The following is a 24,331-nucleotide window of genomic DNA, read 5'->3' as shown; positions in this document are numbered from 1 at the left end:
AGAATTGGAGGATAGCAACGTGGACCTAATCAAACTCCAGGCACTGCGCGAGCGATATAGCAACACTTCGGGCGGCGACATTTTCGACCCAGGCTTTCGCGCGGTTGGAGAAGCGCAGTTCACTAGCGGCGACAAGCGGAAAATAGCCGTTCGCCGGAGGGCCTACCCTTTTGGATGCTCCTTTCGATCCGAATGCCATTAACCGCAACGACTTTCATCGAGATCGCTCTTATCGGAGTGCCGATGGAACTGGGGGTCACGAACCGCAACGGCAGGCGCTTTGGCTCAAGGGCACTCCGCACGATCGAACGGGTCGGTCCCTATGAACATGTCATGAAGACATCTCCGCTCAGCAAGGCCAAGGTCGCGGATATCGGGGGACGTGCCGATGGACAGACCGCTTCGACTTGGCTCGCTGCCATGCCGACAATGGTCCATTCGAAGAACGCTGAGATCGTCCACGTTGGAGCGCCCGATGCCATCGAGCGCCAACTCGATCCCTTCTATCGAGGGCCAGACGTTCTCCCAATGACCTCACGAGCAGCCCGCGCGCGCGTTGCCCGACCGTCGGCGGGTGGAGTTGGGTCAACGGGTTGCGACACTCGGCAGCACACATAGCATTTCGTAAAGCAGGTTCGCCCCGATCAGGGCCGTGTTGCCCGTCGTATCGAAGGGTGGAGAGACCTCAACAAGATCGCCGCCGACGAGATTGAGCCCGGCGCAGCCTCGGATGATCTCCAGCGCCTGCCACGTCGTCAGGCCGCCGATCTCGACCGTGCCCGTGCCCGGCGCGAAGGCCGGATCGAGGCTGTCGATGTCGTAGGTCAGATAGACGGGCGCATTGCCAATCTTGGCGCGGATGTCGGCCATCAGAGGCGCAAGCGACTTGTACCAGCAGTCCTCTGCCTGAATCACCGTCCAGCCCTTGGACCGCGCCCAGTTGAAATCCTCCGGCGAGTAGCCGGTGCCGCGCAAGCCGATCTGGAACACCTTGGCGTTGATCAACAGGCCATCGTCATAGGCGCGGCGGAACGGTGTACCATGGGCGATCTTCTCGCCGAACATCTCGTCATTGATGTCGGCATGGGCGTCGATATGGATCAGCGCAACAGGCCCATGTTTCTTCGCGATCGCCCTGAGGATCGGGTAGGTCATCGTATGATCGCCGCCGAGCGACAATGGAATGCAGGGATGCTTGAGGATGCCGTTGTAGAACTCGGTGATGATGTCGACCGACTTCTTCAGGTCGAACGTGTTAAGCGGCACGTCGCCAATATCGGCAACCTGGATCGAGTCGAACGGCGCAGCCCCAGTCGCCATGTTGTAGGGGCGCAGCATGCAGCTTTCCTGCCGGATTTGGCGGGGGCCGAGGCGGGTGCCCGACCGGTTTGACGTGCCGACATCGAGTGGGATGCCGACGAAACAGGCATCGAGACCCTCGGCACTCGACTGAGTCGGCAGTCGCATCATTGTGCCTGGGCCAGCAAAGCGGGGCATATCGTTGCCGCCGAGCGGCTGATTGAACCGAGATTGCATCGTGAGGCTCCCTCCTAAATTGGACCAAACGTGTCTTTAGAGTTTCAGCCTTCGAAGGCCGACAACACATTGAATACGTTCTTGCCGATATCGCCGACGGCGTACCCGCCTTCCTGGATGAAGATGGTGGGCCGGCGCAAACGCTTCAGGCGCTCTCCGATTTTCTTGAAATCGTCGGACACGAGGCGGAAGCTCGAAAGCGGATCGCCGCCAAACGTGTCGACACCAAGCGAAAGGACGAGGAAGTCAGGTCCATAACCGTCAATGGCGTTGCAAGCCGCTTCGAAGGGCTCAGACCAGGCCGTCCAGTCCACGCCCCTCGGGAGGGGATAGTTGAGATTGTATCCCTCGCCGGGACCCGCGCCTTTCTCGTCGGCAAATCCCAGGTAGAAAGGAAACTCCCAAGACGGATCGGCATGGAGTGAAACAAATTGAACGTCGGGTCTCTCGTAGAATATGTCTTGCGTTCCGTTGCCGTGGTGATAGTCGACGTCAAGGATGGTGATCCGGTTCGCACCGAGTGCCCGGAGCGCTTCTGCGACGATTGCCGCGTTGTTAAGATAGCAGAAGCCGCCGGAGTAGGCTGAGCCAGCGTGATGCCCGGGCGGACGGCAGAGTGCGTAGGCGGCTCGGTCGCCGTTTGACACCAATTTTTGAGCGGTTAGCGCGACCTGCGCCGATTGGTATGCTGCATCCCACGACCCATTTGTGATCGGCGTCAACATGTCGGTGCTGAACCACCCATGTTGGGCTGCCAATGCAGTTGGCTCTCGGCCATTGACACGGCTTCGGCCAGGCGTAACCAGCGGTAACATGTCGAACGAATTTCCTTCCGATGTCCATCTATTCCAGGCACCCCGGATGAAGTCCACATATGAGGGCTGATGCACGCTCACAATCGGAGCTAATCCGAAATCCTTGGGGCTGATGACTTTGCCGAGGGCGTTGTCCCGCAAGGTAGACAAGATGATCTCGGCCCGCTCGGGACATTCGAAGCTCGGCTGAAATGCACCGTCCACAAGCTCCGACTGGCCGAAATGTGCTTTGTGAGTATTGCTGTAGACGATCTGCATTGTTCAACTTTCGATTGGAAGACTACGGCTTGCCTGTGTAGGGCCTAGAGGACTTGGCATAATCGTCAGATTGGAAATCCAAGGCGCTGGCAAAGACCGATCCAGGCCTTTCTCCAACCACCTTTTTCATCGACATCGTTCAGGGCATACATTGTTAGTTTTGCACCGATCCATCTCGCGGGTTCAGGTGGAACCCAGTTGGGCATGGTGCGCGCGAAATCGAGTTCGAGACTGGGGTTGTCTTTTCCATCGATAAGGTCGAGCCCCATGGCAGCGCCGAACCGCGAGGCTGTGACCCCGAAGCCGGTGTAACCGCCGACATACAGGCCTTTGCCGCCATAGTAGCGCTGGAAGTGAACCGCCAGACGCATCGTCAGATCGATGGGGCCGGACCAGGCGTGCGTGAACTTGATGTCGCCGAGCTGGGGAAACGTCTTGAAGAAGTAGCCAGCTAGGCGCTCGTAGTTTTCGATCTGCAACGCTTGGGGCGGATCGACGTTATTGTTGAAATGATAGTCGACGTGGCCGCCGTAGACAATACGATTGTCCTTTGTCAACCGCATGTAATTGAGCTGCGTGCGCGTGTCGTAGACACCCTGCCTGTTTTCCCATCCGATGCGGGACATCTGCTCATTCGTGAGTGGCTCGGTGGCTAGCACCCGATCACGCGAGGTGATGACCCTCCGACGGATGTTTTTGTGACCCGCGCTCCAGGCATTCGTCGCGAATAACACCTTGGGAGCTTTGATCCTTCCTTCGGCGGTCACGATCTCAAGCGCCGAACCAACGTCCTCCACCTTTATCATTCGAGTATGCTCGTAGATGCGGACGCCCAATTGGCGCGCCAGCCTCTTGAGGCCCCACGCAAGCTTTGCCGGATGGACGGTGCCGCTCCGATCGCGCGCCCAAACCGCGCCTTCGAAGGTCGGCGAGTTCAATTGTTTCCGCGTGTCGTCGCGACCGAGGAGAACCGCATCGTGGCCATATTCCTGGGCGAGTTCAAACTCTTCCCTAAGACCCTCCAAGTGGGACGACGCGACGGCCACCGTCATTTCGCCTGACCATTCGACATCGGCGTCGATCCCATTGTCGGCGATTGTCTTGGCCCAGCCATCCAGATTGATCTTGCCAAGCTTCTCCAGCGCCGTGAGGTCGGTGGGAAATATGCGTTTGGCATTGGAGAGCCCGTGCATGACGGAAGTCGAGACAATCCCGCCAGGCCGACCAGACGCACCGTGGCCGACTTTTCCAGCCTCGATGATCACGACATCTCGATTTGGGTCGGCCTGCTTTGCCAGGATGCTTGTCCAAAGGCCAGTGAACCCCCCGCCAACTATGAGAAGTTCAGCGTCGGCGCGACCCACCAGATGGTCCAAGGGAGCCGGGTCCAAGGGATTGTCGAGCCAGTAGGGGAAAAGCGTTACATCCGTGAGCGCCTTACGGAAAGAACCCATCATTTACTCCGAACGTTCTGCTCGGCCCTCTGACTGCGAGGCGCGCCGAGCTAATGCATGGTTGAAGTCAAATCGGGCGCGGATATTCGTCCGATGTGTCGATCGCAGTTCTCACGGCGAGGACGGTGGCCCCGTCGTGCGGCCACCACACTTTCTCATTGGAATCCGGGACATGTGTGTTCTACCGAGCGCGGGGCTTCGTCACCAAGAACGGCCCAAGGCAGGGTCCATACGATAGTGCCAGCGTTCATGCTGTCGCCAGATGCACGTCCTTCGGATCAATGAAGAGATCGATCGACGCGCCCTTGCTCAAGGTGACCTCAGATCGCCCGGGCAAGGTTGCCAGGAGTTCAAGTTCGCCGGATTTCACCCGCACTTTCGTCGCCTGGCCAAGGTAAATCGCCTCAAGGATCGTCGCGGTGATCTTGGTCTGGGCCTGCGAGGTAGACGACAACTTGATAGCTTCGGGCCGGACGCAGACGGAAAATTTCCCCGTTGACGTCTCTTTCGGGCAGGTTGAGGCAATTACCTGACCGCCCTGAAGCTTGACGCTGCCCAAACCGTCGCGGGCATCGACCAGCTCGCCATCAAACACGTTGTTGTCGCCCAAGAACTCGGCAACAAAGCGATTTGTCGGCCGTTCGTAGAGATCGTTCGGGCTCCCGATCTGCTGGATGACACCGTTGTGGAAGACGGCGACACGATCCGACATCGTGAGCGCCTCCTCCTGGTCGTGGGTCACGAACAAGACGGTGAGGCCAAGGTTCTCGTGCAGATGCTTGATCTCGAGCTGCATGTGCTGCCGCAGTTGTTTGTCCAAGGCCCCAAGGGGTTCGTCCATCAGGACGACCTTGGGCTCGAAGACAAGCGCGCGAGCGAGCGCGATCCGCTGTTGCTGGCCACCGCTGAGCTTGTTGATGGGCCTGTCGGCAAAAGCCTCCATGCGCACCATCGCAAGCGCCTTCTTAACGCGTTCGGCTATGTCGGTCGCGCCGACCCTACGAATGCGTAATGGAAAGGCGACGTTCTCTTTGACATCCATGTTGGGAAAGAGTGCGTAGTTCTGGAAGACCACGCCGATGTTGCGGTGTTGAGGCGGCAGCAGGGTCACGTCGCGATCGCCGAGCATGATCTTTCCCGTGCTCGGGGCTTCGAAACCCGCCAGCATCATGAGGGAGGTGGTCTTGCCTGAGCCGGACGGCCCCAACAACGTCACGAACTCGCCTTGGGCGATCGAGAGTTGAAGGTCGTCGACCACGCGCGTTGCACCGTCGTATGTCTTGGAGACGTCGATAAATTGTACCAGCGGCTTACTCATAAGAACTCCAAAGATCAGTTACCGCGACGCGTGTCGGTCGCTAATTATCGAGGCGATGACGAGTGCGATTGTCACGATTATCATCACTGATGCCGCCACGGCGACCACCGGGTCCGTGGCCGTCCGAATGGCTTCCCACATCCGCTTCGGCAGGGTCACGATCGAGCGGCCGCTGACGAAGATCGTCATGACTAGCTCGTCCCATGAAAGCAGGAATGCCAAAGCGGCGCTTGAATAAATGCCGGGTCGGATGGATGGCAAAAGAACGCGCCGCATGAACGTCCATGCGTTCCCACCCAGGCTTAGGACGGCGCGTTCCAGTACGAGGTCGATGGATGTAAGCGACGCAAGGACGGCGAGAATGACGAGCGGCATCGTTTGGATCGAGTGGGCGATCATGACGCCGAGGTAGCTGTCGAACAGCCCAAGCTGCACCCAGACCTTGTAGCTGCCGATGGCGAGCGCCACGACAGGGACAATCAGAGGCATGAGTACTAAAAGCAGAGCCCATTGCCCCCAACGTCCACCGATCCGCCAGATGCCTATCGCGCATGCCGTTCCAACCGACACCGACAGGGCGGTCGATCCAACTGCGATGAGGAAGCTCTGCAGGAGCGGGCTTAGCCAGCGTTGGCCGGGATCGAAGAACTTTTCATACTGGACGAGCGTCCATGTGTCCGGTGTCGTCAGTGAAAGGTAATCGTTCGGCGTCAACGAAGCTGGGAGGGTAATGAAGATCGGGAGGACCATGAACGAGGCGAGAAGCCATGCAGCTGCCAACGTGATCCGATATCCCATGGATGTCTGGATGGACCTCATGCGTTTTGCTCCGGAAACAGCGCCTTCTTCAAGTCGATCACGCGCGACATCGCGATGAGAAGCATGCTGACGGCAGCGATCAGGACGACGGAAAGCATCGATGCGACGCCCCATCGAGCGACGGTCAGGACCTGAAGACTGACGTACTCCGCGAGCATCACAGTTTTCCCGCCGCCGAGCAGTGCCGGGGTCACGAAGAAACCGAGTGCCAGGATGAATACGACAACGGTGGCACCCGCCGTACCAGGAAGCGAGAGCGGGAGGTAAATCATCCTGAACGCTTGGAACGGGCTTGCGCCCAGGCTCTTGGCGGCAAGCGTCAAGCGTGCGTCGATCAACCGGAGATTTCCGATAAGGATCATCACGCCCACCGGAACCAGAAAGTGGACCATGCCGACCATGACGCCGAATTCGTTGCGCATCATGATGAGCGGCGCATCTATGATCCCGGCATTTATCAGAAGGGTGTTCACGAGGCCGTTGGCGCGCAACAGGAGAATCCAGCTGAAGGCCTGCACGACGACGGAAAGCCAAAACGGGATCAATGTGCAAGCGATGAGCAATCGGGCCTGCGCCGACCGCGCGTGGACGATCGCATACGCCAGAACATAGGCGAGGAAAATGGACACCACGGTCGTGACGATGCTTACCCGCACCGTCGTCCAGATCAACTTGTGGATTCCACCGTCGGCAAAAAGCCTCAGGTAGTTTCCAAATCCGGGTTTGGGATCAGAAAAGCTGAGGAAAGCTATCTGGCCAATGGGCCAGATAGCGAACAGGCCGAAGAAGACGACCGCAGGCAACAGAAGGAGCCAATAGAACCCCTTCCGCGAACCCAGGACGTTTGGCACGCTGGTAAGAGTACCGCTCAATTGCTCGCCACCTTGTCGATGAACATCTCAACCAGCTTCTCTTCATTGTCGGCGTAGTATGCGTCGTTGGTTTGGACCTGATCCATGACCCACTTCGGATTATTGGGATCGAACGCCGCCAACTCCTCCGGCAGACTCGCCGACAATGCCGGGTCGCCGGGTCCGATGCCACCGGCCTCCACAAGAGCCAGCTGAATCTCCGTCGTCATGACATGTGCGAGGAAGCCCATAGCGACCTTCTCGCCCGCAGGGTTGTTCTTCGGCACCACAAGGGTCGTGGAGCATTTCAGGCCCTGGTTCCAGACGCCCTTCAGCCGACCTTTGCTTTCTTCGAATGCATTTTTATATTCGTTGGAGAAGAGAATGGCCATGGTGACTTCGCCGTCCCGGAGTGCGGCGACTTGTTCAGCACCTGAAGTAAAGAAGAGCATCTGGTCTCGTATCGTCCGGAATTTGGCAATCGCCCGGTCCGTATCGAGGGGATACAGTTTGTCCGGCGCGACGCCGTCCGCCAGAAGTGCCGCTTCCCAGCAGTAGCCATATTGCCACGCCGCGCGGCGTCCCGGAAATTTCTTGATGTCAAAAAAGTCGGCCCAGGAGGTAGGAGGATTGTCTTTGAAGACCTCGCTGTCATAGACGAGCATCACCGAAAGTGCGCCATAGTTGATGCCATATTCGAACACACCCTCGGGTCGGAGCTTGTTCTTGTCGACGACCGAATAATCGATTGGGGCGAGCAAACCATCCTTACCGAGCCGGAGCGCGGTGTAGCTGATCGAATCGCATGCATCCCAGATCACGTTGTTTTCCTGTACCATCGCGCGGATGCGGCCAGCCAAGGGCCCTGAGGGATCGTCGACAACCGAAAGGCCGGACTTTTCTGCGTAGGACTTCGCCGCGATGTCCCTCAGGGCGTCGCCAAGTTTTCCGCCGAAGGTGGCGATCACCAATTCGTTCGCGGCTGCCGCGGACGAACGGATGCCGAAGGATGAAGCCAGCAGTGCTCCAGCGGTAGTCTTGAGCAAGCTCCGGCGCGATGGTGCCCAGTTGAAGTTATGTGCCATTGGAATTCTCCCGGTTGATATTGATGTTCCCGTCGTGCGGTATCGGTTTACTTCTTGTTTTTTAGTCTTGGCCATTTGCAGCTGCGAATGGCTCTCACTAGTTCTGTCAGTCCGCGGCGTATCTGTTCTTCGGATATTTGAGGCTCAGATTGCCACGAAGTTGATTGCTTTCGTACTCTTCCCTGAAAATCCCTCGTTTTTGGAGTTCCGGAACGACGAGTTCTACGAAGTCCTCAAGGCCCGTCGGAAGCATAGGAAACATCAGGATGAAGCCGTCCGCCGCGTCCGCCTGAACCCATTCTTCGAGTTTGTCCGCGACACGTTCGGGCGAACCCGTCACGCCGTTTCCGAGCTGTTGTTCCGCGAACATCCTGATGAGTTCTCGCAGGGTCTTTCCCTGCTTGACGAAGGCGACATAGGCTTCGAACAGCGCGGCGCTCGCCTTTGGCTTCTCCGGCAGGATGTCCACGGGAAACGGCTCGTCGAGCGGGACTGACGACAAGTCGACACCCAGGAAACGGCTCAGGGATTCGGCACCCATGGCCGGGGGCATGGTGTCGATCAGTGTGTCGAGTTTCGCTTGGGCCTCGGCGTCTGTCTTGCCGACGATAATGCTGAGGCCGGGCAGGAATTTGACGTCGTCAGGCTCCCGGCCATACTTCGCGGTCCGCTCGCGGATCGCCTGGCGCGTTTGCCTTGCTTTGGCGGGATCGTTCGCAACCGAGAATACGACATCCGCGGACATTGCGGCGAGTTCCAGGCCGTCTTCCGAGCCTCCGGCTTGGGCGATCACGGGCCGACCTTGCGGACTGCGTTCGACATCCAACGGCCCTTTGACGTTGAAATACTTTCCCTTGTAGTTCAGCGGGTGGACCTTGGAGACGTCGAGGTAGACGGCGTTTTCCCGATCGGCCAAAACAGCGTCGGGCTCGAAGCTGTCCCACAAGCCAAATGTGATTTCGACAAATTCCCGCGCTCTGGCGTAGCGCTCCTCCGGGGGGACGACCTCTACGCCGAAATTGGCCGCGGCCGCCTGCGTGTCCGTGGTCACGACGTTCCAGCCTATCCGCCCGCCGCTGATGTGGTCGGCGGACGCGAGCTGGCGCGCCACATTGAAAGGCTCAAAATATGAGGTCGAAACCGTTGAAATGAAGCCAAGGTTGGTGGTCGCGCCGGAAAGCGCGGTGATCACAGTCACGGGTTCAAGCCTGTTAACGCCATGGGGGGATAGGCCTTTGCCGCCCGCGTCGTTGTAAGCGGGCGCGTCGGCATAGAAGAGAAAGTCCAACAACCCGCGCTCCGCGGTCTGCGCCAACTTCTTATGGTAATTGATGTCGGTGGCGGCGTTCTTGGGAACGGTGGGCAATAGCCAGGAACCGCGGCTGTGGCCGTAGGCGTAGACGAAAACACCCAGTTTGATTTTTTGCTTTATGGGCATGATGTCTCCGATCTTCTTATGCAGCCTTGAAAGTTACGGGCAATGAAGCGAGGCCGTTCACGAACCTCGACTTCACGAAAATTGGTTCTCCGCTGAGCTCGATCTTGCCGAGCTGCTGGAGCGTTTCCTTCATCAGGTACGGCAGTTCCATTCTCGCGAAGTGCGAACCCAGACATGTGTGCCGCCCCCCACCTCCGAAGCCCAGATGAGGGTTCGGGTTGCGGGTGACGTCAAACTTGAGCGGCTCGGCAAACTTGCGTTCGTCCTGGTTGCCCGCCGGATACCACATCACCACCTTGTCGCCCGCGGCTATCGCCTGACCGTTCAAGACGGTGTCGACTGCGGCGGTGCGGCGGAAATGTATGATCGGCGTGATGAAACGGACGGCTTCCTCGATTCCAGTCGGTGCGATCCCGTCCGGATCAGCGGCCCAGATCGCCATCTGCTCCGGGTTTTCCAGAAAAAGTCGCAAGAGGTGAGCGCCCACTGTTCCGGTCGTCTCGATGCCAGCGGTGACCAGCAGCTGGAAGAAGTAGCCGACTTCAAGATCGGTGAGGCCGTGCCCGTCAACCTCGGCGGCGACGATCGTGGAGATCACGTCGTCCTGCGGCCGCTTGCGGCGCTCGGCGGCGAGCTTGGCACCGATGTCGTTGAGCTCATCGAACGCAGCCTCGGCGTCGTTGGCACCGCTCAGGTCTCCGCTTAGGGCCGTCATCGTGAGTTCCTGGAGCCGGGCGCGGTATTCTCTGGGAGCGCCCAAATACTCGGTCACGATCGCGACGGGGAAAGGGTGCGCGACATCTTTCGCATAGTCACATCCGCCGTCGGCTTTGGCCTTGGCGACGAGCTCTTTCGAATAGGCCTCCGCGAGCGCGCACATCTTCTGGACGCCTGCCGGCGAAAAGGCCTTCGACACTATCTGGCGAAGACGAAAGTGTTCGGGGGCGTCCATGTTGAGGAACCAGCCCTCGATGCGGGCACGCTCTTCTGTAGTGTCGCGAAGACCGGTGCCGAGTGAGTTGATGTAAGTCTTGGAGTCGGTACTGACAGCGACAATGTCGTCATACCGGGTCACCGACCAAAATCCCTTCGCCGCGATGCCGGAATTCTCTGAGAACTCCTGCCAGTGGACAGGGCTCTCGTCCCTAAGCACGCGGAACGCCTCGACCCGGTCGGCCGACCTCCAGAACTCTGGTTCCGTGAGGTTGATGCTCTGTAGGTCCATCGGACCGCGTCCTCCCAATTGACTTCGTCCGCACCGAATGGAGAATTTAGATCGACGTCTGGTGCGACGATCGAAGGTCCAGATCAGAAAACTTGCAGGGATGCTGCAAGGTAAAGTCCGCCGTCCTGATAAAGGAGGGGCCCCACGTCGCCAGACGTCCTGATGTTCTCAACTCTGCCAATGAAAATGGTGTGCGTGGCGTATGAGAGTGTTCGCTCCACAATGGCGGACAGGTTCGCCTGTGCATTGGCCAAGCAGGGAAGACCGTGCTCGTCGGTTTCCCAGAGGCCGCAACGAAATCTATCCTCGCCTTTTGCCTTGCCGCTGAAGAGGGGCACGAGATCGAAATGATCGCAGGCCAATACGTTGATGCAGAATCGGTTGGTCCGTAGAATCGGGTCGTGAATGCTCGCTGACTTGTTGATGCAAACGAGCGCGGACGGAGGACTGCTGGAGACGGAGGTGACGGCCGTCACGGCCATTCCGTGCCGAACCGAGCCCTCGCTCGCGGTAATGATGTTCACGGCAGCCGTGAGGCGTCGCATTGCCGTTTTGAACGTCGTTTCCAGCTCGCTTGGCATCTGATGCGCCGTCATTTCGCTCCACCCCAGTAAATCTTGAATGATTGTGGCGGAAAACTTGCGAGACTTCCAATATATATGTCTGCGGATTTTTATATGAATATCGTATGGCGAGCGGGGGCTCTCGGACCCTGCCCTCTTCTCCATATATATCTTTCTCGTATCAATATTGCCCGATCCGTATATTCGACAACGACCGCCGTATCAGCGATGGTTTTGCGGAGCGTGCGCGACGAATGTCGCAGTGCGGTCTTTGTTGAACGGGGTTTTCCCGTTCGGGTTCATGCCAGAGGAGTGCACGCTAGTGGCTCCTTGAGCCAAGCGAATTGCCGATCCCTCAGCACTTTCGTGGCGTCCTGAGTGACGGCGCTGGCTGGCATCTGGGCCGCTCGTTGAGCATTGAGTTGAAGTGGGTATCTAAATGACGAGCATTCATTTCCATTCGCCGGACGGAACAGTCAGGGTCGTTGAGGGCCGAGATGGTCAGACGGTCATGGAGGTAGCCACGGCCAACGGGATCAGTGAAATCGAAGCGGACTGCGGTGGCGCGTGCGCCTGTGCTACCTGTCATGTCGTCGTGGAGGAAGGCTTGGCCGACCGGTTGCCCGCTCCCTCCGTCCTAGAGAAGGACATGCTCGACTTCGTTGCGGAGCCGACGCCTACAAGCCGACTTTCCTGCCAGCTCAGGATTGAGCCCTCACTGGACGGATTGATACTTCATCTTCCGAGCCGCCAAACTTAAGGCTATTGCTCTTTTCACTCGCAGAGTGCTTCTCAACTGTGGCGGCACACGGATATCGCTGAGTGCGAGAATTCCTTACACTCAGGCGAAACACGGAGGACCACATGGCCGTGATCAAAGAAGAAGACATTCGCGCATCCATCGCCACCGCGCTGCAATTCATCAGCTATTTTCATCCGGCGGACTTTATCCGTCACATGGCTGACGCCTATGACCGGGAGGAGAGCGATGCAGCCAGAAACGCGATCGGCCAGATCCTGAAAAATTCGCGTATGGCGGCTCTCGGCCGCCGACCTATCTGTCAGGACACGGGCGCGGCGAACGTGTTCTTCAAGATCGGACTTGGCGCGAGGATCGAAAGTGATCGCGACCTTCAGTCCATTGTCGACGACGCCGTTCGCGACGCCTATCTCGCCGAGGAAAATCCGCTGCGCGCCTCGATGGTCCGCGACCCGCTCTTCGATCGCCAGAACACGGGCGATAACACGCCCGCGATCGTGCATGTGGACATGGTCGCGGGTGCTGAGATCGAAATAACAGTTTCCGCAAAAGGCGGCGGCTCCGAGAACAAGGCCAAATTCGCCACCCTTGATCCAGGCGAGAGCGTCGCCGATTGGGTGGTCAAGACAGTCGAAACTCTGGGGGCGGGATGGTGTCCGCCGGGCATCCTGGGCGTCGGAGTGGGTGGCTCCGCCGAAAAATCGATGCTGCTCGCTAAACAGGCGCTCAATGAGCCGCTCGACATGACCGAACTTCTAAAACGCGGTCCGACCACTAAGGCGGACGAGCTGCGCCTCGACATTTATCGGCGCGTAAACGACTTGGGCATCGGCGCGCAAGGCCTCGGAGGCCTTACTTCGGTCCTCGATGTCAAGCTGGCGACCTTTCCCTGTCATGCGGCTTCCTTGCCTGTGTCGCTCATCCCGAACTGCGCAGCGACGAGGCACGTCCACTTCAAGCTCGATGGCAGTGGCCCCGCAACCTTCGACCCGCCGGACCTCTCCGACTGGCCCGAAGTTGCTCTGGAGGTCAGCACGGACATGCGCCGTGTCGACCTGGACAGCCTTGATGAGGACTCTGTCCGAGAATGGACCCCTGGCGAGACCCTGCTTCTCTCGGGAACCCTCTATACCGGTCGAGACGCCGCCCACCGTCGCATGGTGGAAATGATCTCGCGCGGCCAATCTCTTCCCGTCGATCTGAAGGATAAAGCCATCTATTATGTCGGCCCGGTCAAGCCGGTTGGCGACGAGATCCTCGGTTCGGCCGGGCCGACGACGGCCAGCCGAATGGACCGATATCTGGAAACCATCCTCCCGGCGACCGGTCTTCGTGTCATGGTCGGCAAGGCCGAGCGCGGACCCGAGGCGATCCAGGCGATAGTAAAGAACCGGGCTGTCTACCTCGTAGCAGTCGGAGGAGCGGCCTATTTGGTGTCCAAGGCCGTGCGATCCGCTCGTGTCGTCGCGTGGCCGGATCTTGGTATGGAGGCGATCTACGAATTGAAGGTCGAGGATATGCCCGTAATGGTCGGAGTGGACTCGCGAGGAAAGTCGATCCATGCCATTGGGCCCGCTCTTTGGCGCAGGATCAGAAACTAGCCTTTGTCCTTGCCTGGCTCCGCCGAGCAGCGATGCCCAACATTCTCGATCACGCGCGTTAGTTTCGGGACGGTCGCCAAATCCGCGACCGTCCTACGCGGCGCTTGGGAGATCAGAACGACAGCTGTTTCGCCGGACGGATGAGATCGCCGAGATGAAAGGTCACCTCGGCTCCCCCATCCACCAAAAGATCGGTTCCGTTGACCCATCGCGAATCTTGGCCGAGGAGGAAGCCGATCGGGCCGCACATTTCCTCGGCCAGACCGTCTCGTCCTCCGGCATGAATGCGAAGGCGGTCGAGCGAGTTCACGTCCATCGAGCCGTAGAAGTCCTTGAGAATGGGCGTCTGGACCGCCCCAGGGCTGACGCTGTTCACCCTGATGCCACGATGTCGCTCCTGGCTTGAAACCATCATGGTGTAATAGATCGCGGCTTCCTTGGTGACGGAATACGCAACGACGCTATTATAGCCTTGGTCCTGGAAAATCTTCAGCGCGTCGTCCCACGATGCGGATTTCATCAGGCTGTTCAGCACATCAGTGCGTTTACGCCAGTACGCACCCGCCGCCGAGGCGACGTTGACCACCGCACCAAAGTCTTTGATCTTAGGCAGCAATGCGTCCGTCAGCATCCTCAGAGCGAGGTAGTTCACCTTTGCGATCATGTCGACGCTCATGTTCGACGGAACTCCAGCGACATTCACGAGGCCGTCGATCGGCTCGTCGATAGCTGCCACCGCCGCGCTGATCTGCTCTGGGTCCGTCAGATCGCAGTTAATGAATTTGTTCATTTCAGCCTTTGGCTCCGCGCGGTCGATCGCGATGATGCGAGCTCCCTGCTTCGTGAGGAAGGCAGCCAGCGCAGCGCCGACCCCGGATGAGGCTCCGGTCACGACATAGGTCTTCTTCTCGTGGTTCATGTTTTCTCCCGGTCGCCCCTCAATTGGGCGGTGTCTGACTTCAATCTGGAGCCGCGCGACTGCTTGCTCAGGACAGCGCCTCTGAGCGCCAGACCATCATTTTCTCAGTCTGCATGTCGCCCATCGTGTGCGGAATTCCACCGACGCCCAGCCCCGAATGACGCGCGCCCGCAAACGGCATCCAGTCCACCCGGAACAGCGGGTGCTCGTTCACCATGACCGCGGTGGCGTCGAGATTTCGGTAGCAATGCATCGCGGTGTCGATGTTGCTTGTGAACACGGCGCCCTGGAACGAGAACGGCAGATCGTTGGCCTGTTTCAGCGCGGCATCAATGTCATCGAACCCGTAAACACAGATAACTGGGCCGAACACCTCACGACCGGAAACGTCGGCGTTGAGGTCTGGATTCACGAGGACCGTGTTCGCATAAGTGCTTTCGCTAAGGCGCTCGCCACCAACAGCCACTCGGGCTCCGGACCTGGCAACCCAATCAGAAACCCGGTCGACTTCCGAATGGGTGATAAGCGGCCCGACCTCCGTTTCCATGAGCTTGGGATTGCCGATCTTCATCGCGCGCGCCACGCCCGATAGACCGGCCACGACATCGTCGACCACTTTGTTGGCGCAGAACACGCGCTGCACCGAAACGCATGCCTGGCCCGCGTGCCAAAAGCCAGCTCGGCCGAGACGCGGAACCGCCTGCGCGAGGTCCGCGTCGGCAGCCAAGATGACGGGCGCAACGCCGCCATGCTCGAGAGCGCAACGTGCTCCGGGAGCCAGGCTCGCACGGAGCTTCCAACCGACGGATGCCGAGCCGATGAAGGTCATAAAGCCTACCCTGCTGTCGGCGACCATGCGGCCGACGACGTCATTGCTTAGCGGCAGAACCATCTGGACCCACCCGTCCGGCAGGCCCGCCTCGCGGAATATCTCGACGACCGCACGGCAGCTCAATGGCGTCTTGGGGGATGGTTTTACAATGACCGGTGCGCCCACCGCGACGGCAGGGGCGACCTGGTGGATCACCAGGTTGAACGGATGGTTGAACGCCGCGATGGCAAGGACCAAGCCGATCGGTTCGAATTGCGTGAAAGCGACCCGGGCGGCGGACGTCGCGTTGATGTCCATCGGCACCACATGGCCAGCATCATGCCTGAGACCCTCGATTGACAGATCGATGCCGTCGATCCCTCGATCGACCTCGATCAACGCGTCCCGCAGTGGTTTGCCGGATTCGGACGCAACCTGCAGCGCCAATTCGTCCCGTCGCTCCCTTACGAGTTCTGCGGCGCGGCGCAGGATCGCGATGCGGCGCTGTTTCGGCAGCCACGACTTGCGGTCTCGAAACAGGGCATATCCGGCCGCGAACGCTTTTTCGACGTCGGCCTCGCTGGAAGATTGCATTGTGGCCAGGAGCTCCTGGTCGAACGGTGCTTTGATTTCAAATGTCTCGGTCATGTGCTTGCCGTTCTTTGCATTGCGACGGATTTCAAGTCGGTCGCAGGATCGGAGAGTATTTCGGGGGAAACCGATATGCCATTCGCCACGATACGCCGGGCGCACATATGGTCTGAGGGGCTGTTCACGCTGTCTGCGGCAATGACGAGCCCCCCTTTGAGATGGAAAACCGTGAATTTCCCGTCGTCCGGGACGCCGCGCAACACATACTGTTCCGTCCGCAGCGGGAGCCCGGTGGTCTGCAGTTTGGCGTCGCCCTGATCCGACCAGAACCAGGGCACCGACTCATAGGGAAGTGCCTCTCCCATCATAGCCGCCGCCACCGCTTTCGCTTGATCGATGGCATTCTGGACGCTTTCCAGCCGGAACATGCCACCAGCGAAGCGGTTTGGATGCAGAGCGCAGTCGCCGGCGGCAAACACGTCCGGATCAGATGTCCTGCCATACGCGTCGACCAAGATGCCGTTTGGGCATTCCAATCCGGATGCGGCCGCGATCTCAATATTCGGCACGGCACCCACACCCACCAGAACCACTTCCGCGGGCAGCGCCTCACCGGAAGACAAGGTCACCGAACGAACCCGGTCATCGCCGTCGATTGACGTCACTTGCGCCGAAGTCTCGATGCGGGTCCCGAGGCTCCGGTGCATATCCTCAAACCATGCCGAAATCTGAGGGGCCACCGCGCGCGCCATGACACGCTCTCCGGCCTCCACCACGCAAACCTGTTTTCCCGCGGCCGCCGCGGTAGCAGCCACTTCGAGCCCGATGAAGCCCCCACCGATGATCACGATATGCCGCGATGCAGACAGAGCCGCAAGCAGCGCCTCCCCGTCCGAGATGCCCCTAAGGGACAGAACGCCGGGGAGGTCCGCTCCGGGGATGGAAAGACTCCTGGGTCGGGTACCGAGTGCGAGCGCGAGTTTGTCGTAGGGCAGATTTGCAGTCTCAAGCTCCACGAACTTTTCAGTCCGGTCGATGCGCCGTACGTCCTGCCCAAGCCTTACGTCAATACCCAGCGATGCCAGAGCCTCGGCCGGGCGAAACACGAGACTTGCGGCGTCGGCGGTCCCCTTGAGGTATCCCTTGGAAAGTGGCGGTCGCTGATAAGGGAGGTGCATCTCGTCGCCGAGCAAAACGACTCCTCCGTCATATCCCTTCTGACGCAGAGAAAGCGCGATCTGCAAACCAGCCTGTCCAGCTCCAACTATGACGATCCCCATCGACAGTCCTCAGAACTTGATCCATGTTGTCTTCAATTGGGTGTACTTCTCGAACGCGTGGAGCGAGTTGTCGCGTCCGATTCCCGACTGACGCATGCCGCCGAAAGGAACCAGCGGCGATGTCAGGTCGACCGCGTTGACCGCGACGGTGCCCGCACGCAGCGCTCCAGACATCCTGTGCGCACGCGAAAGATTGGAAGTGAAAACTGAGGCCATGAGTCCATAAATGGAGTCGTTCGCCATCCGCACGGCTTGGTCCTCGGTGTCGAAAGGAAGAACCGAGAGGACCGGACCGAAAATCTCCTCCCGCGCGATCACATGGTTCTGATCGACGCCGTCAAAGATGGTCGGCTCGACGAAGTTCGAGGACGATCCGATCGTTACCCTGTTGCCACCCAGAACCAGGTTCGCTTCCTCGCGGCCCCGGTCGATATACGACATCACGCGCCCGCAGTGTTCTGCGTCCACCATGGCCCCCATTCGTGACTTGGGATCGAGCGGATTTCCAGGCGCATAGGGTTTGGAGTGAGCGATTACGCGCTCAAGGAAGGCGTCCTTGATGCTCTTCTGGACAATCAAACGGGTGGGCGCCGAGCAAATCTCACCTTGGTTATAATGGACACTCGCCGCCAGCTCAGCGGCCGCATCGAGATCATCAGTATCCTCGAACACGATGTTAGGGCTCTTTCCGCCGCACTCGAGCCAGACCACCTTCATATTGGACTGAGCCGAGTAGGAGAGAAAGCGCTTGCCGATGTCGGTCGACCCCGTGAACGCCACGCAATCGACGTCCATGTGAAGGCCAAGCGGCTGACCCACCGCCGCGCCGAAGCCTGGAAGAACGTTGAAGACGCCAGCCGGCAATCCCGCCTCGGCCAGCAATCGGGCGAGATGGATCGCGGTGAGCGGTGATTGTTCGGCAGGCTTCAGGATGACGGAATTGCCTGCCGCAAGTGCGGGAATGCACTTCCAGATCGCCATGTCGATGGGGAAGTTCCAGGGAACCACCGCCGCGACGACTCCGATCGCCTCACGCCGGATCATTGCGAGATTTCCCGGGCCCGCAGGAGCGATCTCATCGTATAGTTTGTCGATGGCCTCGGCCATCCAACGCACGTAGTTGGCGACACCGGGGATTTCCGAGGAGAACGATAGCTGGACGGGCTTGCCCATATCCAGGGATTCGAGGAGGGCCAGAATCTCCCTGTCACGATCGATCAAATCAGCAAGGCGAAGAAGCAGTCTCTTGCGTTCCGTCGGGCTACGGTGAGACCAAACCCCGGATTCGAAACTGCGACGCGCGGCCGCTACCGCGAGATCGACGTCTGCTTGGTCGCATTCGGCCACCATATTGATGAGGCCGTTGGTCGCTGGATTGTTGTTCTTAAACGTCTTTCCGGAGGTCGCAGGAACAAACTTTCCGTTAATGAAAGCCTTGCCTTCGGGCTTGGCCTCCGAGGCGCGGCGGGTCCAAAACTCCAAACTGTATTCAGACATGAGATTGCTTTCCGGGTTCGTCTTTCTTTTGTGGCTGCTCGCCCTCAAGGTCGTCCCTCAAGAGGAATTCAATGGGTGCGATCGATGATGTTCTTGGCCCGTTGGACCACCGGACGGTCGATCATTTCCCCGGCGACGGAGATCGAGCCGACTGCCCCACCAGCCGCTTCAACCGCATCCAGGATTTTCCTCGCCCATGCGATCTCATCCGGGGTCGACCGAAACCCCCGCTGGATCGGTTCAACCTGCAGGGGGTGGATGGCTAATTTCCCACCGAACCCAAACTCCCGCGCCATTCGCATGTCGGCTTCCAAGGCTTGTTCGTCGCGGAAGTTCGGGGTGACGCCTTCGATCGGCGAAGGAAGATTGTGAAATCGGGAGCGAAGAACGATCTCAGACCGTGCGGCAGCAAGACCCACCCCGTCAGTGGAGATCGCGAAGTCGATCCTGTAATCGATCGATCCGAAAGCCAGCCTCGCCGTCGAACGGTGGCTGGCGATCTCCCCCAGGTTGACCATTCCCTTGGCGCTCTCGACCAGCGGCACCACCGCCATCTCGCCGGAGAGCACACTCACGGCGTCGAGGTCACTGGCCGATTCCGCTTTGGGTAGCATCAGACCAGCGACCCGCGCCGCCGCGCATGTTTCGACGTCCTGCTGAAAGTGCGTCGAAGCCACCGAATTTATCCGGACGATTACATTGCCGGATGCGCCGGGATTGAGGTCGCGCAGCGCTTCGCGAGCCGAAGACTTGTTCTCGCTCGAGACCGCGTCCTCCAAGTCGATGATGACAAGGTCGGCCCCGGAGGCCAAGGCCTTGGAAAACCGCTCCGGCCGATCTCCGGGCACGAAGAGCAAGGCCCTGGCGGATGAGATTACTGCCCACGCTTTTCCCGACACGATCATTCTCCCAACTCTGCCAGGATCGCCGAGTTGTGCTCTCCGACCCGCGGAACAGCACCCATCCGCGGCGAAAAATCACTCGGCAGGGCAGGCGGCAACAACGCTGGAAGTGGACCAACTGGCGACTCAACATTGACCCAACGGTTCCGCGCCTTGAGCTGGGGGTGCTCCCACACCTGGTTCATGTTTCGAACCTCGGCGTTCGCGATGTCGGCGGCTTCGAGCCTCTCGATCACCTCCTGCGCGGTGAGCGCGGCAAAGGCGCTGACGATTATCTCGGTCAGCTTGGCGCGAGCGTTCGACCGTTTCATATTGTTGTCGAAGCGCGGATCGCTTTTCAGGTCCCGGTTCTGCAGGACGTTGTTGCAGAAGCTCTCCCACTCACGCTCGTTCTGGATTCCGATCATCACCACACGGCCGTCGCCAGCGGCGAAAGGACCGTATGGGAAAATACTAGCGTGCGAGGCTCCCGCGCGGACCGGAGGGGGCGAGCCGTCAAGCGCGTAGTAGAGGGGGAAACTCATCCACTCGGCCATGGTCTCCAGCATCGACACTTCGATACGCGTGCCCTTTCCGGTCCGCTGCCTTTGGATCAACGCCGCCAGTATGGTGCTGTAGGCATACATTCCCGCCGAAATGTCCGCGATCGAGCATCCAGACTTGGCAGGCTGCGCATCAGTGCCGGTCACCGACAAAAATCCGGCTTCGCTCTGAATAAGAAGGTCGTAGGCTTTCTTGTAGGAGTAAGGTCCGTTTTCGCCGTAGCCAGAAATGTCGCATACGATGAGACGCGGATTCAGCTTGCTGAGGGCTTCATACCCGAGGCCGAGACGCTCGGCGGCTCCCGGAGCAAGATTCTGGACAAAAACGTCGGAACGCATCAAGAGCTTCACCAGCTTGTCACGGTTGGCAGGTGACTTCAAATCCAGAGCTAAGCTCTCCTTCGAGCGGTTCACCCAGACGAAATGGGACGCAAGGCCGCGGGCTCGGTCGTCATATGCTCTTGCAAAGTCACCTGAGCCCGGCCGCTCGACTTTGATGACTCGCGCTCCGAGGTCTGCGAGATGCCTTGTGCAAAATGGAGCCGCGATCGCGTGCTCGACGCTTACTACCGTGATGCCGTCTAAAGGCCGGGTCGCATTCATTCAGGTCTACTTCTTGTTTCCTAACCTCCGCGGATTTTCCCTGATCGCCAGTTCCGTGTCGAATATATTGATCTATCGAAATTGATACGGGTTTCGTATGGCGGTCTCATCAGCAGTGAACCTTTTGACGTACCGATGGCGGCCATTTCTCGGAGGAGCAATGAGATCTTCAGCTTAGCCAACTACGAACAAACGAAGCGGATCTCTGCGATGTCCGGCTAGGACCAGAAGCGGCCCATACCTCAAAATTACACTGGGATCGGTCCGTACGTCTTCACGTTCTCCATCGAGACGCAGGTGCGGAATACACGAGCAAGCCGTGACGCTTCGGCGAACGTCTGCAACTTACTGGCATTAAACGGCCGATCTGGTTGCTGCCAAACTGCAGCCGCGGGATGTCATCGGCCCAATGAAGCGGACAGAGATGGACAATTCTGTCAGTTTTCGAAGTGAGTGCCGTATGAAGGAGCTGGGCGGCCTGATCGGACGGCAGATGCGACGTCGGGGCGAGACCTCATAAGCATGGGGCATCCGATCGACTTGAGTATCTCCCAAAGGGCGATTGTAAACCAGAACAGTTCCTTGACCATAGGTTCCGTTGCAAACTTTCCGGTAATGCAGGTCTGGCATGAGATGGTTCCCGTCGCGGAGATCGTTTCACGTTTAAAGGCCGTGATTTTCGACCGATCAGTGATCCTGCTGTGCGTTCGCTGATATCTTGCTTTGGTCTGAGCTTGCGGGACTTGAAGGAAATGATAGCGGAGCGCGGCATCAGCATTGATCATTCGACGATCCATCGCTGGGTTGTCCACTTTTCGCCCATACTTCTGAAGCGGTTCAATCGGCGGAAGCGGTCGGTCGGCAGCAAATGGCATATGGACGAGACTTACGTGAAGGTTCGCGGGCAATGGGTATATCTCTATCGGGCCATCGATCGCGTTGGCGACACCGTCGAATTCCTGTTCAGCGAACGCCGTGATCTGCCTGCCGCGAAACGCTTTCTGCGAAAGGCTTTGCAGCATCACGGCCGACCTGATCGTATCGTCATCGACGGCAGTCAAACGAACTGGGAAGCGATCATTGCCTGCGATGGCGAGAGTCGGCTGCAAGATCGATCACGACGAGCGCTGAAGCCAATCCGCATCCGCAAGAGCCAATACTTGAACAATCGGATTGAGCAGGACCATCGTCGCATCAAGTGGCGGGTGCGACCCATGCTGAGGTTTCAAGTCCTTCGCGACGGCAGCCGTAACATTGGCCGGCATCGAGATGGTTCATATGATGCGGAAGCGGCAGGGCCGCTTCGCCTTCAAACCAGATCCCACCCTGAAAGAACAATTCGAGGCAATCGTGGCCTGAATTGCGTCCAGCGGAAATCTCCCTCTTGTGTTTCCGAATATTTGCAACACAACCCTTGGACTCCAGATTGCGTCGGTGCGTGAGTAGAAGCCGCGTTCCGTAGCAATTTTCCGACTTGATGTAGGCTTGGCGGAACCAGCCCATGCGAATCAGATGAGCAGTGCCGAGCGCATCGGCCCTGTTGGTCTTGTTGCGCTGCGCCGACATCGCGGCCCGTATATGCGCGCCATCTCCAGGCAGATCGCCGGCAGGCCGAGTTCCTTGAGCGCGGCGTACAGCCAGGGCGACAACTATTCGGGCCTCGTGGTCGACAGGGCGAAGCCGCCCCAGGGAGGGTTTGAGGACCTCGCGGATCGCCTCGGGATCGTTCACAACTGGCGGAGCTTAAGCGGCTGGGAAAGAGCCGTCTGAAAAACAAAGTCCGCTACAGCGCAGTTCCCATAGTTGCAGCGGTTGATGAACTGATTTTGGGTCCTGGACCAGGCCGTCAGTTGCAGGGACCATTACGTGCACGGCCCTCTCGGCAAGAACACCATCGATTACGCAGCGAACTTCCATGACTTGGGAGGCTTCGTCACGAAGACTCCCGAGTTCGCTTTTTGCGACGTCTGTTCTCCTTGAGGCTGGATGGGATATCAAGGGATGGGCAGCACGTTCCCTGATCAACAAGCCTGCAGCTTAGCTTCCCCTTCGCTTGCCACGCCACAGTGCGCCGGCAGCGGACCGTCTGATGTCAGTGACATAGGTGCCAGCTGATAACGGCGGCAAGCGTCTAGAAGACGCCGCCAGTGAGCTGCCCGCCGTCACGAACACTTCGCACAACCATGTTTTCAGCCGCTGAAGGTCCAGGTGATCCATACGAGAATCCTATCAACCAGCCTTCATCGATATATTGGACATTTCACACTGCGGACGCAACACTAATGCGTCCTGCAATGCCGGCGGTATGAATACTCACTCCTAAGATTGGGCCCGAGACTCACATGACGAACGCTTGGATTGACGCCAAAGCCTGCGACAGTCAAACCTTTAGGAATATGCTCGGATCGTTTATGACCGGGGTCACGGTCGTTGCGACGCGAGGTTCTGACGGCGCCGCTTATGCCTTCACCGCGAATTCTTTTACTTCTGTCTCGTTGGAACCGCCGCTAGTACTAGTCTGCCTAGCAAAGACCTCTTCTAGCTTCGAGCGGTTCTTCAGCACTGATCTTTTTAGTATCAGCGTGTTGGGTGATTGGCAGCGCGAAACCTCGAACGCACTGGCCTCCCGCGACAAAAAGGTAAAGGCCCTTGAGATCGCCAATCTTGCTGAAGGGGAGGTTCCCTATGTCGAGAAAAGTTTGGCGACGATGATCTGTAATCGCGATCGTGTGTTAGACGCCGGAGACCACGTTATCCTGCTGGGAACGGTGGGGCCGTTCCAGTTGTCGGCAGGACAGCCTCTTTGCTATTACCGTGGAGGCTATGTTGGGTTTGGCCTAGCGTTGCGCGAACTTGAACATAGCGGTGCTCCGCTAGTTGTTGGTGGTTTGCTTGAAGATGCGGGTAGAGTGCTTTTGTGCCGTCGTCCGGGGTCGACACAATGGGAAGTGCCGAGCCTACCACTAGTGGGTGACCAGCGGCATGACGAAGCGCTGCGCGGTCTGTTTCAACGATTGGGGATCACTGCCGAAGCTACAGTCCTCTATTCACTTTTCCGGGAGGATGGCGAACGCCGAACAACGATGATCTTCACAGTGGAGGCGTCAGGCCCTGTCGCGGCTAGCGCGATGCCCGACGGCACGGAGATTGGACTATTCGGACTTCACGATCGTCCTTGGGAGATGATTGACGGTAGGATGAAGGCAGGAATGCTCCGTCGCTTTTGTCAGGAACGAAGCTCCGGCCGCTTTGGCATCTACTATGATACCCCCGACGGCGGCCGAATCGTGCCATTGGCTGGCAAGCCACAGTTGTGGGCAGAGTGGGAACAAATTACTAAGGACCCAAAGTTACAATCCGACTAGCACTACTTTGGCAGGTTTTTAGCGGCGGGCGAGTTTTTGGAATTCCCAAGAGAGAGTTTGCGTGATTCATAGGAGGTCGGCTTGTGGAGGGCCGATCA

General features: G+C 58.7%; 20 protein-coding genes and 2 pseudogenes. 5 read left to right on the top strand and 17 right to left on the bottom strand.

Translation table 11 applies throughout. From position 1 onward, the window contains the following. The first annotated feature begins 174 nt into the window (after positions 1–174). Complete coding sequence (locus tag ACFFNA_RS16835; protein ID WP_378919989.1) at positions 175–618, top strand: arginase family protein; 444 nt, start codon at positions 175–177, stop codon at positions 616–618. Here the strand turns inward: ACFFNA_RS16835 and speB are convergent. The 10 genes from speB to ACFFNA_RS16785 form a co-directional block, all read right to left on the bottom strand. After that, a complete protein-coding gene (gene speB, locus ACFFNA_RS16830) occupies positions 586–1,536 on the bottom strand; it encodes an agmatinase (RefSeq protein ID WP_378919987.1) in 951 nt (316 codons plus the stop codon). The two genes, ACFFNA_RS16835 and speB, sit on opposite strands and share 33 nt — an antisense overlap. Positions 1,537–1,580: 44 nt before the next feature. Continuing rightward, a complete protein-coding gene (locus ACFFNA_RS16825; RefSeq protein WP_378919985.1) occupies positions 1,581–2,609 on the bottom strand; it encodes a histone deacetylase family protein in 1,029 nt (342 codons plus the stop codon). 65 nt (positions 2,610–2,674) lie between these two features. Then, the gene (locus ACFFNA_RS16820) at positions 2,675–4,063 is read right to left on the bottom strand and encodes an NAD(P)/FAD-dependent oxidoreductase (protein WP_378919983.1); all 1,389 of its coding nucleotides are present in this window, start codon (positions 4,061–4,063) and stop codon (positions 2,675–2,677) included. 247 nt (positions 4,064–4,310) lie between these two features. After that, entirely contained in the window at positions 4,311–5,381 is a 1,071-nt protein-coding gene (locus ACFFNA_RS16815) for an ABC transporter ATP-binding protein (RefSeq protein WP_378919981.1), read from the bottom strand. A gap of 18 nt (positions 5,382–5,399) precedes the next feature. Then, positions 5,400–6,200 carry an ABC transporter permease gene (locus ACFFNA_RS16810; RefSeq protein ID WP_378919979.1) on the bottom strand — a complete coding sequence of 267 codons (801 nt, stop codon included), beginning with the start codon at positions 6,198–6,200 and terminating at the stop codon, positions 5,400–5,402. Next, positions 6,197–7,072, bottom strand: coding sequence for an ABC transporter permease (locus ACFFNA_RS16805; RefSeq protein ID WP_378919977.1), 876 nt, complete (start codon positions 7,070–7,072; stop codon positions 6,197–6,199). The genes ACFFNA_RS16810 and ACFFNA_RS16805 overlap by 4 nt, the downstream gene beginning before the upstream one ends. Next, on the bottom strand, positions 7,069–8,136 hold the full coding sequence (locus tag ACFFNA_RS16800) for an extracellular solute-binding protein (protein ID WP_378919975.1): 1,068 nt from the start codon (positions 8,134–8,136) through the stop codon (positions 7,069–7,071). The genes ACFFNA_RS16805 and ACFFNA_RS16800 overlap by 4 nt, the downstream gene beginning before the upstream one ends. A gap of 106 nt (positions 8,137–8,242) precedes the next feature. Next, positions 8,243–9,574 (bottom strand): LLM class flavin-dependent oxidoreductase, encoded by a 1,332-nt coding sequence (locus ACFFNA_RS16795; RefSeq protein WP_378919973.1) that lies wholly within the window; start codon positions 9,572–9,574, stop codon positions 8,243–8,245. A 16-nt stretch (positions 9,575–9,590) separates the two neighbouring features. Next, positions 9,591–10,799 (bottom strand): cytochrome P450, encoded by a 1,209-nt coding sequence (locus ACFFNA_RS16790; protein WP_378919971.1) that lies wholly within the window; start codon positions 10,797–10,799, stop codon positions 9,591–9,593. An 83-nt stretch (positions 10,800–10,882) separates the two neighbouring features. Continuing rightward, on the bottom strand, positions 10,883–11,395 hold the full coding sequence (locus ACFFNA_RS16785) for a flavin reductase family protein (RefSeq protein ID WP_378919970.1): 513 nt from the start codon (positions 11,393–11,395) through the stop codon (positions 10,883–10,885). 406 nt (positions 11,396–11,801) lie between these two features. Between ACFFNA_RS16785 and ACFFNA_RS16780 the strand changes: the two genes are divergently transcribed. Beyond that, on the top strand, positions 11,802–12,122 hold the full coding sequence (locus ACFFNA_RS16780; protein WP_378919969.1) for a 2Fe-2S iron-sulfur cluster-binding protein: 321 nt from the start codon (positions 11,802–11,804) through the stop codon (positions 12,120–12,122). Positions 12,123–12,226: 104 nt separating this feature from the next. Continuing rightward, positions 12,227–13,723: a fumarate hydratase gene (locus ACFFNA_RS16775; protein WP_378919967.1), complete on the top strand. Its 1,497-nt coding sequence runs from the start codon at positions 12,227–12,229 to the stop codon at positions 13,721–13,723. Positions 13,724–13,835: 112 nt separating this feature from the next. On the opposite strand, the gene ACFFNA_RS16770 is transcribed toward ACFFNA_RS16775, so the two are convergent. From ACFFNA_RS16770 to ACFFNA_RS16745, 6 genes are all read right to left on the bottom strand, one after another. Then, the gene (locus ACFFNA_RS16770; protein ID WP_378919965.1) at positions 13,836–14,642 is read right to left on the bottom strand and encodes a coniferyl-alcohol dehydrogenase; all 807 of its coding nucleotides are present in this window, start codon (positions 14,640–14,642) and stop codon (positions 13,836–13,838) included. A 67-nt stretch (positions 14,643–14,709) separates the two neighbouring features. Then, positions 14,710–16,101 carry an aldehyde dehydrogenase family protein gene (locus ACFFNA_RS16765; RefSeq protein WP_378919963.1) on the bottom strand — a complete coding sequence of 464 codons (1,392 nt, stop codon included), beginning with the start codon at positions 16,099–16,101 and terminating at the stop codon, positions 14,710–14,712. Further along, the gene (locus tag ACFFNA_RS16760; protein ID WP_378919961.1) at positions 16,098–17,324 is read right to left on the bottom strand and encodes an NAD(P)/FAD-dependent oxidoreductase; all 1,227 of its coding nucleotides are present in this window, start codon (positions 17,322–17,324) and stop codon (positions 16,098–16,100) included. The genes ACFFNA_RS16765 and ACFFNA_RS16760 overlap by 4 nt, the downstream gene beginning before the upstream one ends. A gap of 9 nt (positions 17,325–17,333) precedes the next feature. Next, on the bottom strand, positions 17,334–18,821 hold the full coding sequence (locus ACFFNA_RS16755) for an aldehyde dehydrogenase (RefSeq protein ID WP_378919959.1): 1,488 nt from the start codon (positions 18,819–18,821) through the stop codon (positions 17,334–17,336). A gap of 68 nt (positions 18,822–18,889) precedes the next feature. Continuing rightward, complete coding sequence (locus ACFFNA_RS16750; protein WP_378919957.1) at positions 18,890–19,726, bottom strand: HpcH/HpaI aldolase/citrate lyase family protein; 837 nt, start codon at positions 19,724–19,726, stop codon at positions 18,890–18,892. Beyond that, positions 19,723–20,868, bottom strand: coding sequence for a CaiB/BaiF CoA transferase family protein (locus ACFFNA_RS16745; protein ID WP_378919955.1), 1,146 nt, complete (start codon positions 20,866–20,868; stop codon positions 19,723–19,725). The genes ACFFNA_RS16750 and ACFFNA_RS16745 overlap by 4 nt, the downstream gene beginning before the upstream one ends. Positions 20,869–21,501: 633 nt before the next feature. Between ACFFNA_RS16745 and ACFFNA_RS16740 the strand changes: the two are divergent. After that, positions 21,502–22,227 (top strand): annotated as a pseudogene (locus ACFFNA_RS16740) (IS6 family transposase). Positions 22,228–22,281: 54 nt separating this feature from the next. On the opposite strand, the pseudogene ACFFNA_RS16735 reads toward ACFFNA_RS16740, so the two are convergent. Beyond that, positions 22,282–22,602, bottom strand: a pseudogene (locus ACFFNA_RS16735) (IS110 family transposase); the annotation flags it as partial. A 608-nt stretch (positions 22,603–23,210) separates the two neighbouring features. Between ACFFNA_RS16735 and ACFFNA_RS16730 the strand changes: the two are divergent. Beyond that, complete coding sequence (locus ACFFNA_RS16730) at positions 23,211–24,233, top strand: flavin reductase (protein WP_378919953.1); 1,023 nt, start codon at positions 23,211–23,213, stop codon at positions 24,231–24,233. Positions 24,234–24,331 lie beyond the last annotated feature (98 nt).

This window comes from Mesorhizobium kowhaii, assembly GCF_042431665.1.
GTDB lineage: Bacteria > Pseudomonadota > Alphaproteobacteria > Rhizobiales > Rhizobiaceae > Mesorhizobium > Mesorhizobium kowhaii.
Note: the sequence above shows the minus strand (reverse complement) of the source record. Positions and strands in the feature narration are given on the sequence as shown.